Annotated in this window: 12 protein-coding genes and 1 pseudogene; all 13 read left to right on the forward strand. The window is 33.9% G+C overall.

The window, feature by feature from the left end; all coding sequences use genetic code 11:
• The first annotated feature begins 250 nt into the window (after positions 1-250).
• Positions 251-355: a putative metal homeostasis protein gene (locus tag ACRCJ0_RS00005; RefSeq protein ID WP_149314769.1), complete on the forward strand. Its 105-nt coding sequence runs from the start codon at positions 251-253 to the stop codon at positions 353-355.
• Between the two features lie 60 nt (positions 356-415).
• Positions 416-1033, forward strand: a pseudogene (locus ACRCJ0_RS00010) (glycosyltransferase family 2 protein); the annotation flags it as partial.
• Positions 1034-1282: 249 nt separating this feature from the next.
• Positions 1283-1786, forward strand: coding sequence for a methylated-DNA--[protein]-cysteine S-methyltransferase (locus ACRCJ0_RS00015; RefSeq protein WP_431389080.1), 504 nt, complete (start codon positions 1283-1285; stop codon positions 1784-1786).
• Between the two features lie 235 nt (positions 1787-2021).
• Positions 2022-2777, forward strand: coding sequence for a DUF3862 domain-containing protein (locus ACRCJ0_RS00020; protein WP_431389081.1), 756 nt, complete (start codon positions 2022-2024; stop codon positions 2775-2777).
• A 166-nt stretch (positions 2778-2943) separates the two neighbouring features.
• On the forward strand, positions 2944-3789 hold the full coding sequence (locus ACRCJ0_RS00025) for a beta-1,6-N-acetylglucosaminyltransferase (RefSeq protein WP_431389082.1): 846 nt from the start codon (positions 2944-2946) through the stop codon (positions 3787-3789).
• Between the two features lie 126 nt (positions 3790-3915).
• Positions 3916-4545 carry a sugar transferase gene (locus ACRCJ0_RS00030; protein ID WP_431389083.1) on the forward strand — a complete coding sequence of 210 codons (630 nt, stop codon included), beginning with the start codon at positions 3916-3918 and terminating at the stop codon, positions 4543-4545.
• On the forward strand, positions 4542-5387 hold the full coding sequence (locus tag ACRCJ0_RS00035; protein ID WP_431389084.1) for an NAD-dependent epimerase/dehydratase family protein: 846 nt from the start codon (positions 4542-4544) through the stop codon (positions 5385-5387). The genes ACRCJ0_RS00030 and ACRCJ0_RS00035 overlap by 4 nt, the downstream gene beginning before the upstream one ends.
• A gap of 38 nt (positions 5388-5425) precedes the next feature.
• Complete coding sequence (locus tag ACRCJ0_RS00040; RefSeq protein WP_431389085.1) at positions 5426-7072, forward strand: phospho-sugar mutase; 1647 nt, start codon at positions 5426-5428, stop codon at positions 7070-7072.
• Between the two features lie 11 nt (positions 7073-7083).
• The gene (locus tag ACRCJ0_RS00045) at positions 7084-8370 is read left to right on the forward strand and encodes a sugar phosphate nucleotidyltransferase (RefSeq protein WP_431389086.1); all 1287 of its coding nucleotides are present in this window, start codon (positions 7084-7086) and stop codon (positions 8368-8370) included.
• Positions 8371-8405: 35 nt separating this feature from the next.
• Entirely contained in the window at positions 8406-9878 is a 1473-nt protein-coding gene (gene murJ, locus ACRCJ0_RS00050) for a murein biosynthesis integral membrane protein MurJ (protein WP_431389087.1), read from the forward strand.
• 34 nt (positions 9879-9912) lie between these two features.
• Positions 9913-11055: a glycosyltransferase family 4 protein gene (locus ACRCJ0_RS00055; protein ID WP_431389088.1), complete on the forward strand. Its 1143-nt coding sequence runs from the start codon at positions 9913-9915 to the stop codon at positions 11053-11055.
• Positions 11056-11072: 17 nt separating this feature from the next.
• Positions 11073-12185, forward strand: a complete 1113-nt coding sequence (locus ACRCJ0_RS00060; RefSeq protein ID WP_431389089.1) for a glycosyltransferase family 4 protein — start codon at positions 11073-11075, stop codon at positions 12183-12185.
• An 18-nt stretch (positions 12186-12203) separates the two neighbouring features.
• Positions 12204-13103 carry a glycosyltransferase family 2 protein gene (locus ACRCJ0_RS00065; protein ID WP_431389090.1) on the forward strand — a complete coding sequence of 300 codons (900 nt, stop codon included), beginning with the start codon at positions 12204-12206 and terminating at the stop codon, positions 13101-13103.
• Positions 13104-13113: the final 10 nt, after the last annotated feature.

Raw genomic sequence — 13113 nt, forward strand, 5'->3', positions numbered from 1 at the left:
ACAATAGATTAGTAGTGGTAAAAGAACATTTTCTAGTCCTTGTTTTCTCTTACTAGGTCATATCTTTAGCTTTCTTATAGTAACCTATTAGAAGAGGAGACAAACAACTTGTGTTTGGGCTCCTTTTTTTAATCCTTTCTTATCCGTGGTTGACAGGCATATTGGAAGCCAGTAGAATAAATGTATAACCTTAAATCGTAATCGTTTCGATTTAAAATAGTTGGAATAAAAAAATCAAGGAGGCAGAAGGATGGCAGAAAAAATGGATCTAGCTAGTGCACGGCGCCGGATGAAAAGTCCCAATCGTAAGACCCGACAACGAGCGCAAAAGGTATTGAAGGCTATAAAGAAATAAAAACGAAAGAGTTGATTGATATCATGTGTCAATTAACTCTTTTTGCTTTATTATTCGAATGAAAATATCAAACCGTTGAATCTAGTTCAAACACCACAGAGCTACTCACAGGGCTACTAATGTAGACTTATTTCAATTTAACCTCTTTTCAGAAGGAGATACTCCGAATGAACAAAATTTCTTCTCTAGGGAAGTAAATGTATACAATAGTGTCCACGGAGCAGCAATCTATACTGGATCTAATACCGTAATTTCACGACAAGCAATAGTAGATGCAGGTGGCTTCCCCACCAATACGATTACAGAAGACTTTCAACTTGGCGCACCGATAAATATGGCTGGCTACCAAAACATTTTTACTTTAGAATCTATGGCATCGGGTTTAACACCCACAGATATTTCGAGCATTCTAAAGCAGCGTGTTTGTGGGAGTAGGGGTATGGTGCAAAGTATTTTTAATATTCGTGCTCTGAAAAATCCTAAATTGACCATTGTCCAATGTTTAGTGTATCTGAACGGCTGTCTATATTGGTGGTCTTTCTTTAGGCGTTTACTTTATACTTTAGCCCGATTTTATTTACCGTATTTCATATTCGCGTAGTGGATACCGATTTTTGGTTGCTTTTAGCTTTTTGGCTACTAAGTTATGTACTGATTCAATTGTCATGCAGATGTTTAAAACGATTTAGGAACTTCGAGGTAATGTCGATGGTAGAGAAAATTTCCTTATGTCTGAAACATAATTCAAAGAACTCATCGCTTCGTATGACAAAATTTTAATTTTAGAAGATCACTACACCTTCAACGAGATGACGAAATTAGTAAACGGCAAAACCTTCCAGCCAGGTACATACACCAGTGAAGAAATCCTAGGCGATATTGAATAATCTGATATACTATCGTTAAGAAGATAGAAGGAGTCAACACATGTTATACAAATACCCATATCAATCTGAACTAGGCACGATTACAATACTAGCCAACGATCACGGTCTACTTGGTGCATGGTTTGATAACCAAACAAACTACGGTGGCACATTTGATCTTAGCAAAGTAGCACAGATTTCAAATAAACAAGAATCAACAATGATAACAAAGGCATTCGACTGGTTAGACAACTACTTCCAAGGTAACCAGCTTGGTAAAGTAGACTTCCCACTAATGCCACAAGGCACAGCCTTCCAGCAAGACGTGTGGACCGAAATACAAAAAATCCCTTACGGTCAAACAGTAAGCCTACAAGAACTAGATGACAGAGTGGCAGCCCGACAAACAAAAGGCAAAGGCTCACTCCACGCAGTAGCAGGTGCAGTAATAGGAAATCCAATAGCGATAATAATTCCAAGTCATCGAATACGAAGGTCAGAACTCGAGGAACTGACAGAGGAGAATAGAATTACAAAATCTATAATGAAAATAGAACAGAAATAGAAAAAAACATGCATATTACGATGATACCTACAGAAATCTTACTTTCTAGAAGGAGTGCTACATCGTAAATAGCATGTTTTTTATTTTTAGATTGGGGCAGGGATATCTTTAATTCATATAAAATTGAAAAGACATTGAATAAATCTATATAGTAAATTTACATTAGGGAAGATTAATAATATGATATGATTGTATAAAACTACCAGTGGGTTCTAGGAGGAATAGAGGTATCAAAATGAAGAATGAGCAAGATAATAAACAAGAACAGAAGCCAAAGAAGGTATATTATATCGCTGGAGCTCTTATAATTGCTCTATTAGTTTTAGTGTTTTTTTGGCAACAAAAAAACTCAAACTCTAAACTAATTAGTCAGGAGAGCACCGTTGAAGAGTCTATAACTGAAGAATCGGTTGATGAAGGAAATAATGCGGAAGAGCAATCAAGTACGAATGAAGAATCAGGTACTGGCGAAGATGTTGAAGAACCCTTACTAATTGATACATTTATGGGGACATTTGAAGAAATGGCTGTGGGTGAACCAGCTAATAATGATTCTAGTGGATCAAGTAAAGAGGAGTGGGTTGAAGTTTTTGGCGAACCTTCGCGAGTTTCAGCAAATAATGATGAAGGTGAAGAAGTAATCACTTATACATGGATAAAACCTGTGCAAGATGCTGAAAATTCTGTGTTAACGGTAAGATTTAATGATAATAATGCAACTACAAAGAGTGTAATTGGATTAGCATCAGAGGGTACGGATATTGCAAATGCGAGCGTTTTTGACAGAATCCCTTTAGGAACCACATACTACTATAAACTTTCAAAGCAGGATTTAGGTCAACCAGATGGTATTACGGAAAACAAAAGTGATGGAAAAATCATCCGTACTGTATCTTGGATAGCTAAGTCTGGAGATGGACAAGGCGCAAATATGACAATTATATTTGAAGATAGCATCGCTATAGATAAATCAGACAGTGGATTAATGTAAGTAACTTTCTTTATAGATAATTAAGCATTGAAAGCTTAACCATTTTCTTGAAGAAGGGATGAGGGGGTAAGCTTTTAATATATAAAATGGTGAACTCATTTGAGTTTTTCGTTATACTATATAAAAGAAAACTTTTGGGGGATTTATGAAGCACGCATTTTTAATCATGGCACATGAAAATACAGAAACCTTTCAGACCTTGATCAAGCAAATTGACCATGAAAATATAGATATTTTTATACATATGGATAGTAAAAATAAAAGATACTCAGTTGACCAGGTACAAACTTTGGTTAAACATTCTCGAGTCTTTCACACTGATCGATTAAACGTTTCTTGGGGTGGCTTTTCACAAATAAAAGCAGAGTTAGCTCTTTTAAAATTAGCAACGAGTAAAAGTTACTATAGCTACTATCATTTACTTTCTGGCCAAGATTTACTTATTTCATCTTTGGACGATTTTTTTAATTTTTTTAATAGTCATCAGGGGACTGAATTTGTAAATTTTGAAGCTAAAGATTTTAAATATCAGGATAGAGTGAAATATTATTCCATCCAGGATGCTATTGGCCGTAAAAAGTTGTTAACTCCATTAAAGTTATTAAACAAAATGTCTATTGCGTTTCAACAAATATTAAAAGTGAACCGCAATTCTGATATTTCCTTTCAAAAAGGAGATAATTGGTTCTCAATTACTGACGACTTAGCCAGATATGTACTCTCGAAAGAATCATGGATTTTCTCAGTATTTAAAAATACGGAAATGTCTGACGAAATTTTTTTACAAACAATCGTGCATAATTCGTCGTTCAAAAGTGAATTATACTTGAACAAATATGATAATAAAAATCATAATATTTTGCGTGAAATTGATTGGAATAGGGGCATGCCATACACATATCAAATTGAAGATTTTGAAATTCTACAAAAATCACCTAATTTCTTTGCGAGAAAGTTTAATGAAAATTTAGACGACAAGATAATCAAAACGATTTATGCACATTTTCATTAAGAAAAATAACTTAAACTTTTTTGTAATATGAGAACGAATCATAGGCAAGCTTTGGTATGATAATTGATGTGAATGAAAAAGTATTTCAAATAAAAAATAATTTACTAAATTTAAGGGAGAACAATCATGTTTAAACATGTAAAATTTATTTCTGATTTCTTATTATCTCTAATAGGATTAATAGTACTAAGTCCAGTGTTTCTAATCATTGCAATCTGGATAAAAACAGATTCGCCTGGCCCAGTATTTTTCAAACAGAAAAGGGTAGGAAGAAATAAAAAACATTTTGAAATCTATAAATTTAGATCAATGCGTACGGATACACCAACAGATATGCCAACCCATTTATTAAATGATCCTGCAGCTTTCATCACGAAATCTGGTCATTTTATAAGAAAAACAAGTTTGGATGAACTTCCTCAAATTATCAATATTGTAAAAGGTGAGATGTCTGTAATAGGACCACGACCAGCCTTATGGAATCAGTACGACTTAATAGAAGAACGTGATAAGTACGGTGCGAACGATGTACGCCCGGGGTTAACTGGATGGGCACAAATAAACGGGCGAGATGAATTAGAAATTCCAATTAAAGCAAAACTCGATGGGGACTATGTAGAAAATAGGAGTCTATGGTTTGATATTAAATGCTTCTTTGGGACAATCGTTAGTGTTTTGAAATCAGATGGTGTAGTTGAAGGTGGTACTGGGGTAATTGCTCAGGCAAAGCGTGAAGTAGAAGAGGAAAATGAATGAAAAGAGTCTTAATTACAGGGAGAAATTCATATATAGGCAATGCTGTTGAAGAATGGCTAACACAGTGGCCAGAGAAATACGATGTAAATAAAATTTCTATTCGTGATGGATCTTGGCGCATAGCAAATTGGCAAAACTATGACGTCTTAGTCCATGTAGCGGGTATTGCGCATAATTCCTCTGATGCCAGCCTTGAGGATGAATACTATCGTATTAATCGTGATTTAACATTAGAAGTTGCTGAAAAGGCAAAATCTGATAATATAAAACATTTTATTAATATGTCAAGTATTATTGTATTCGGTACAAAGCAAGACGAAATTACACCTCTTACAACACCGCAGCCTGACAATTTTTATGGTGATAGTAAGTTACAGGCAGAAGAAAAATTAAATGCATTATCTGACCAAAATTTTAAAATCGCACATGTTAGACCACCAATGGTATATGGAAAAAACTCTAAAGGAAATTTTCCTCTGCTAGCAAAAATTTCAGTGAAAACACCTATCTTTCCTATGTATAAGAACAAACGATCAATGATTTATATCAAAAATTTGACGGAGTTACTTAGAGTGGTTATCGATAATGAAATCGATGGTTATCTACATCCACAAAATCCAGAGTTCGTAAAGACCTCTGAATTAGTGAAATATATTGCTAAAGCGAATAATCATCAGTTATTTGAAACAAAACTATTTAACTTCTTAATTAAACCTTTAAGTAAAGTGGGTATCGTGAATAAGGTTTTTGGAAACTTATATTACAGTTATGATATGCGGGATGGTAACTTAGACTATCAAAGATATACGCTAAATGAATCAATTCAGGATATTTATCAATAATTATTAAGTTAAAAGTACGGTGGAAACGAGGGAATTTGATGAACAAATTAGATGAAAATATTAGGTTGAAATACGAACAATGGATGGGATTCAATGTAAATGTTAAATCTGAATTATCAGAAATAGCTAATTTTCCAAGTGAAATTCATGATCGTTTTTATAAAGATGTTACTTTTGGCACAGGTGGCATGCGTGGTTTAATGGGGGCTGGGACTAACCGAATCAATGAGTTTACCATTCGTAGAGCAACATATGCACTAGGTAAAGTTTTATTAGAGAAAAAAGAAAATCCTAGTGTGGTGATTGCCTATGATACAAGAAATAACTCAAAAGAATTTGCTCAGGCTGCAGCAGAAATACTATCTTCACTAAATATTTCTACTAAGTTGTTTCAAGAATCAATGCCAACACCAGTATTATCATTTGCGGTTAGACATTTCCAAGCAGATGCAGGAATAGTAATTACGGCTAGTCATAACCCAAAAGCATATAATGGTTTTAAAGTATATAACCACATGGGTGGACAGATTGTACCTAGTGAAGCAAATGAGATTATTAGCACGTTAGCCCAACTAAATGGTTTTGAAGAAGTGCGCATAGTAAAAATTAAGAGTCATTATATTGAATATGTTGATAATCAATTTATAGATGTCTTTTTAGAAGCTATTAATCTACCCAAACCCAAACGTTTAAATTTACGGATTACTTATTCACCCCTTCATGGAGCTGGTTATAAACCAATTGTACAGGCTTTAGCTGAGTATCAATTAAGTATTGTAGAATCACAAGCTGAACCTGATGGTGATTTTCCGACTGTCATTACACCTAATCCAGAAGACAAAGCGGCTATGGAAATGGCAATTGATATGGCAAAGAAAACTGACGCAAATTTAGCAATCGCGACAGATCCTGATTGCGATAGAATAGGTGTTGCAGTAAAACATGGACAAGAATATATTCGTTTATCAGGAAATCAAATTGGGGCATTATTCGCAGATTATCTAACGAATCAAGCTGAAATTTCTGAAGGAGTTGTCATCAAAACGATTGTAACCAATGAATTTGGAGCAAATATCGCAAAAATACGTGGCTTTAATGTACTTGAAACATTAACAGGTTTTAAGTATATTGGTGAATTAATGAATCAATTTGAGCAGGACAATCGCCTAGATAACTACATTCTTGGTTATGAAGAGAGTTACGGTTATCTTGCAGATATACATGCTAGGGATAAGGATGGTATTTCTTCAGCGATGTTATTAGCGGTAATAGCAAGTGAATTACTGTTGGAGAAAAAAACCTTGATTGATAGATTGAATGAATTATACACAGAATTTGGTTATTATTTAGACGATTTAGATGCCTTAACCTTTGAAGGGCAAGAAGGTGTTGAGAGAATTCAAGGAATAATGGATCAGGCTAGATCTCTAGGGGAAGATCTAGTCACTAATTGTATCCTTGTAGAAGATTATGCTGAAGGAATCAAAAAATTGCCAAAAGAAAATGTACTAAAATTTATTTTGGAAGATGGATCATGGTTTGCAATTCGACCTTCAGGTACAGAGCCAAAAATTAAAATTTATTATTCTATAAAAGATGAAAATGAACAAAATGCGAAAATTCAAATACAACAATTGAAATTAACGTTACAAGACAAATTATCAATACAATTATCAGAAAGCTAAGGTAGATGCGAATGAAACTTATTATGTTATCAGGGGGATCGGGAACTAGACTGTGGCCCCTATCCAATGACATCCGTTCAAAGCAATTTTTAAAACTATTAAAAGATCCAAATGGTCAAGCTGAGTCAATGGTGCAACGAGTATATCGACAAGTAAGAGAAAGTGGCATTAATTCCGATATCGTGATTGCAACTTCACAAAAACAAGTCGACTCAGTAAAGAGCCATTTAGGAGACTCAGTTGATATCGTTGTTGAACCAGAACGCCGTGATACTTTTCCGGCTATTGCCTTAGCAACAGCATACTTGTACTATGAAGGTAATTCGGAACTGGATGAAACTGTATCCATTATGCCTGTTGATCCTTATACAAGTCTAGATTACTTTAAACAACTAATTGCATTGAATAAGAAGATGCAAGAAAATGATGAATATAATCTAGGATTACTAGGTATACATCCTACTTATCCATCATCCAAATATGGCTATATACTAAATGACAATGGTGCAGTATCAGGTTTTATGGAGAAACCTGAGGAAGATGTAGCAGCGCAATTGATTGAAAAGGGCGCAGTGTGGAATGCCGGCGTATTTGTTTTTAAAATCAGCTACATGTTGGAGAAACTCTCTGAATTCATCGACTATTCCTCGTATGAAGATGTCTTAAGCCAGTATCATAAATTACCTAAAAATAGTTTTGACTATGAAGTAAGTGAGAAAGAAAATCGTATTACAATGCTTTCATATGACGGTGCTTGGAAAGATTTAGGCACCTGGAAAACGCTAACAGAAGAAATGGAAACGAATACTTTAGGGTCAGTTGTTCTTTCTGATAGTGTTGAAGACACACACGTAATTAATGAACTTGATATACCAGTAATTGCTATCGGTACAAATGATTTATTAATTGCGACTAGTCCTGATGGTATTTTAGTATCCAATAAAGTCGAAAGCGCTCAATTAAAAAAATATGTTGAAAAAGTTGATAGTTATCCAAAATTTGAGGAAACATCTTGGGGTAGTAAAAAAGTTATTGATTTTAATAAAAATGAAGATGGTAGTCATAGTTTAACTACTAGTATTTATGTGGAAGCCGGTAAAGTACACCGATATAAAACGGAAAATAATACCTATAATATTACCATTATTGATGGGCAGGTCGAATTCGTCAATACAGATACGCAAGAAACAGACAAGTTATTTGTTGGAGATGCGGTAAAAATGGTTCATAAGGGGCATTATGAACTACGTGCATTAACGCGTGTAAAATATATTGAGAATGTATATAAACCAGTTTAATGCTGTTATAAATTTGAATTATGGAAGGTAAATAAATGAATAATAAAAAAGCTGGTAATCAGCTGATTTTGATGGTAGTGATTACTATACTAACTCAGGGGGTCCTTTTAATAAAAAATAGTTTATTAGCATCAAACTTTGGTGTTGGTGTTGAAATAGATGCATTTAACTTTGTGACTAATCTATCTAATTTTGTATTTAGTTTCATAGGTGCTGGTGTGGGAACTGTTCTAATCCCGTTTATGCGAGAAAAAAAAGATAGACGGTCAGTGAATATATTTATAACGGCTATTTATTTATTGGGTATTATCCTAGCTATTGCTATCTTCCTTTTTAGAGGTCAAATTATCCAAATTTTAGGGGGGAATGTAGGACAAGACTTTGTACGAATTGCTTCTAATCTGTTGATTTTTGCAATTAGTGTAGCCTTTTTTAATTCGATTAACACTTTAATATCAGGAATTCTTGAGTTTTACAATACTTATCTAAAACAAAAGACAACGATCTTGGTGTTAACAGTATTAGGTGTGGGGTATCTATTCCTCCACCGAAGCTTTTCAATCACTGAGTATTCAGCAATATTAGCAATTATTGCAATTTTAACAACTGTTGTGAATGCATTCTTTACTCGAAATATCGACTTCAAGTATAGACCAAATCTAGATTTAAAAGATCAGACATTTAAAGAAATGTTACAGTTGATGTATCCAGCAGTATTGAGTACTGGTGTATACCAATTATCTGTATTGATAGATACTTTAATAGCTGCCCGGCTACCAGAGGGAAGTATCTCTGTATTGAATTACTCGAATACAATTGTAGCTATGTTTAATATGTTGATCTTAACAAATTTGTCTACTTATTTCTATCCAAAACTAATTCAAAAAGATTCTGAGCAAGAACGTCAAGATAGTTTGGTAGACTATGTATTGGTTGTAAGTGGTATACTTTGCTTTTTCGTAGTAGCATTTGTCCTTGTTGGTAGAGAAGGTATATCCATTTTATATCAACGTGGTGAATTTAATGCTGAAGATACACAAGTCGTATTCTTCGCTTCATTACTATATTTACTCCAATTACCAGCTAACGGTATTAGAGAATTAATGTATAAATACTTTTACGCACAACGAAATACTTATTTTCCGTTTGTGAATAGTATCATGGTGAGTTTATTGAATTTTGTTTTTTCTATTATTTTGGTTCTATTTTTTGGCGTATATGGGGTGATTGCCGGAACAGTATTTGCTGGTTACTTTAGTTTAGTGAATATTACTCGAGGATTTGCACAGAAGTTTTCAGTTTTAGTTTCAGGGCGTATGGTCATGATAGAACTTGGAAAAATTTTGCTAACTTCTGTATTAACAGTCTTTATAGCACTAACCATAAAATCACTATTACCTTTAACGAATGTTTTTATAAGTATTGTTGTATATGGAAGTTTAACTTTATTAATATTCTTAATTTTGCTAAAAGTTCTAAGAAGTGAAATCTATGAAGTAAGAATTTAATATTGTGTCAGTCGTAAATAATTGGGTGGTTAAAATGAAAAAAGCTTTAATATATACATCAGTAGCATCTATGGTTGAACAGTTTATGCAAGATAATATTCGTCTTTTGCAAGATATGGGTTACCAAGTGGAGGTGGCCTGTAATTTCGAGGAGGGGAATACTATTGATGATAAAAAAATATTGAACTTTAAAGAATGCTTGACAAAAAAAGGAGTAACTTATCATCAGCTACCAATACCTAGAGATTTAAAATCACTCGGTAAAATGAAAACTGCATATAATCTATCTAAGAGGCTGTTTCAAGAAACCTACTATGATTTAATTCATTTTCATTCTCCAATTGGGGCTGCAATCGGTAGATTTGCTGCAAGACAAACTAGAAAGAAAGGGACCAGATTGATATATACAGCCCATGGCTTTCATTTCTTTAGTGGAGCACCTATATTTAATTGGGCTATATTCTATCCGCTAGAGTATTTAATGTCTAAGTATACTGATACATTAATTACGATTAATAAACAAGACTACCAAAGAGCTCAGAACTTACTGACAGAAGATGTACAATATACACCAGGAGTAGGCATTGATACAAAGAAATTGGGCCACAGTGTGCTAATAAACAAATCTTCTAAAAGACGAGAATTTGGTGTTTTAGATTCAGAGGTTTTACTACTTTCTGTAGGTGAACTGAACCCGAATAAAAATCATAAAGAATTAATTAAACAGTTACCTAAAATAGAGGCACCATTTAAATACCTAATTTGTGGTCAAGGTCACCTAGAAGAAGAATTAAAAGCATTATGTTCTGAATTAAATGTAGCTGATAAGGTGACTTTTTTAGGTTATAGAACTGATGTACCGGAAATTATGCAAGCCTCTGATGTATTTCTGTTTCCATCAAAACGTGAAGGGCTTTCGGTTGCTTTGATGGAAGCAATGGCGACAGGGCTTCCTTGTCTAGTGAGTGACATACGTGGTAACACTGATTTAATTGATCAAAATAAAGGTGGTTTCATCTTTAAACATGGTGATGCCGCTTCAATACTTGAAAGCATGAAGAAACTAGTAGGTGATGAATTATTGCGAGAACGAATGAGTCAATATAACTTACAAAAGATTAAAACCTTTGATAAAAATGAAGTGAATGTAATCATGAGAGAAATTTATACTATTTAAAAGTGAGAAGGAAAACGATGAAGGAAGTTTGTTTAATAAATTATACAGGATCAAAAGGTGGCGGTGCTCAGTATACGTTTGAATTAACTACTGCACTCATCGAAAGAGGTATTCCAATGGTTGCTGTAATAGCTAGCCATAATGAGAATTTAGAGGCTTGGAAAGCTCTGAAATTAGAAAAATTAGTTATTATCGATACTTATAAAACACCAAAAGAATTAGTTCTGAATAGTTTACAGTGGGGTAAAGTAAGAAAGCAAATTAAAGTTGAATTGAAAGGCTTTAGCGTTACGAATATTATTTCTCCAATGATCACATTTTGGACTAAAAGAATTAATCAGATTTTTCCAAATGCTAATAGCGTCGTGGTTTTACATGATGCTATTGCACATAGTGGCGATAAGAATAAAAAAATGATTCAATTATTCGGAGAGACAGATGTATTGAAAAAGGCTGATTATGTTGTTGTTCTGAGTAAAATTTATACTGATCTTGTAAAGGAAAAATATCATAAAACGAAAGATCAAGTTGTTCAAATACCACTTGGTACAACGAACTTATATAAAAATATTGCAAATAAAATACAAACACCAACATACGATTCAAGTTTAGTGAACTTTTTATTTTTTGGGACAATTTCTCACTATAAGGGTATTGATGTCCTAGCTGAGGCATATCAAAAAGTATCTCAACATGCGAATAATGTATCTTTAACACTCGCAGGTTCTGGAGACTTTAGTAAGTACGCAAATGCCTTTGAAGGACTAGCTAATGTTTCTGTATATAATAAATGGATATTGGATGAAGAAGTAGAGAGCTTCTTTAATGATGATTCTGTGGTAGCCGTATTGCCTTATCTAGATGCTTCACAATCAGGGGTTATTCCATTGGCTATTTCTTACGGTGTTCCAGTGATTGCAACTGAAACAGGTGGTATTGTTGAACAGTTAACGACTTATGAAACAGGTCTGATGGTTCCGCCCAATGATGCGGATGCACTTGCACAGCAAATGTTGTCCTTTGCTAACGAACCACAGCTACTAATAGAACAGAAAGAGCTTGCTTTAGAAAACAAGGATAAGTTTTCTTGGACTGAAATTGCTGATAAATTCATCTATCTATTGAAATAGTTGAGAAAGGAATTTTAAATGTTACCCTTAACACTATTAACGCCGGTATATAACCGAGCAACTTTTATGACTCAACTATACGACACGATGAAACAACAAACGAATCAGAACTTTCAGTGGCTCGTGGTGGATGATGGTAGTTCAGATAATATAAAAGCTGCCATGGAAGCTATTATTAATCAAAATGATAGTGATATAAAAATAACATTTGTCCAAAAACCGAATGGCGGAAAGCATTCGGCTTTGAACTATGCACATGGGTACATTGAAGGACAATACGTACTTGTTGTTGACAGTGATGATTTTCTCTACAGTAATAGCGTGGAGAAAATCCTCACTGTTTTGTGTGATTATAAAGAGGACAAATCTATAGGGTGGATAGCATTCTTACGTGGGACGGAAAATGGAGATTATCTAGATAATCCCTATCCTGAAACTTTCAAAGAAACAACCTATGTTGATTATTTAGATATGGGTAGAGTTGGGGAATGCTGCGATGTTTATCAGACAGAAGTGTTTAAAAAATATCCTTATCCTGAAATTCCTAATGAACATTTTGTATCTGAAAGCTATTTAAATATTCGAGCTGCACTTTATGGACATTATAAAATGCTAATGGTGAATGAAGTGGTTCAAATTGGTAACTATCAAGATGAAGGTTTAACAAGTCAAGGGAGATCCTTACAGTTGAAAAATCCATTGGGTAATGCAGAGCTTTGGCGTCCAGTGGTACTAAAACCTTTTTCTTTAAAAATGCGACTAAAAGGTAATTTACTTTATGCCGTCTACTCACTTTTTGGAGATAGAGCCCTAAGACAAATCATCAAAAACAGTTTGAATAAACCATTAACCATCTTATGTATTCCACCAGTTTATATGGTATATTTATTCTGGAAATTTCAGTATAGAGAGATATAAGAAAGGCTAT

The sequence above is a fragment of the Aerococcus sp. L_32 genome, assembly GCF_050689315.1.

Coding starts and splice junctions, on each gene's coding strand:
- ACRCJ0_RS00030 (WP_431389083.1), top strand. CDS start 3,916: ATGTTTAAACATGTAAAATTTATTTCTGATTTCTTATTATCTCTAATA.
- ACRCJ0_RS00065 (WP_431389090.1), top strand. CDS start 12,204: ATGTTACCCTTAACACTATTAACGCCGGTATATAACCGAGCAACTTTT.
- ACRCJ0_RS00035 (WP_431389084.1), top strand. CDS start 4,542: ATGAAAAGAGTCTTAATTACAGGGAGAAATTCATATATAGGCAATGCT.
- ACRCJ0_RS00005 (WP_149314769.1), top strand. CDS start 251: ATGGCAGAAAAAATGGATCTAGCTAGTGCACGGCGCCGGATGAAAAGT.
- ACRCJ0_RS00060 (WP_431389089.1), top strand. CDS start 11,073: ATGAAGGAAGTTTGTTTAATAAATTATACAGGATCAAAAGGTGGCGGT.
- ACRCJ0_RS00025 (WP_431389082.1), top strand. CDS start 2,944: ATGGCACATGAAAATACAGAAACCTTTCAGACCTTGATCAAGCAAATT.
- ACRCJ0_RS00045 (WP_431389086.1), top strand. CDS start 7,084: ATGAAACTTATTATGTTATCAGGGGGATCGGGAACTAGACTGTGGCCC.
- ACRCJ0_RS00020 (WP_431389081.1), top strand. CDS start 2,022: ATGAAGAATGAGCAAGATAATAAACAAGAACAGAAGCCAAAGAAGGTA.
- ACRCJ0_RS00015 (WP_431389080.1), top strand. CDS start 1,283: ATGTTATACAAATACCCATATCAATCTGAACTAGGCACGATTACAATA.
- ACRCJ0_RS00040 (WP_431389085.1), top strand. CDS start 5,426: ATGAACAAATTAGATGAAAATATTAGGTTGAAATACGAACAATGGATG.
- murJ (WP_431389087.1), top strand. CDS start 8,406: ATGAATAATAAAAAAGCTGGTAATCAGCTGATTTTGATGGTAGTGATT.
- ACRCJ0_RS00055 (WP_431389088.1), top strand. CDS start 9,913: ATGAAAAAAGCTTTAATATATACATCAGTAGCATCTATGGTTGAACAG.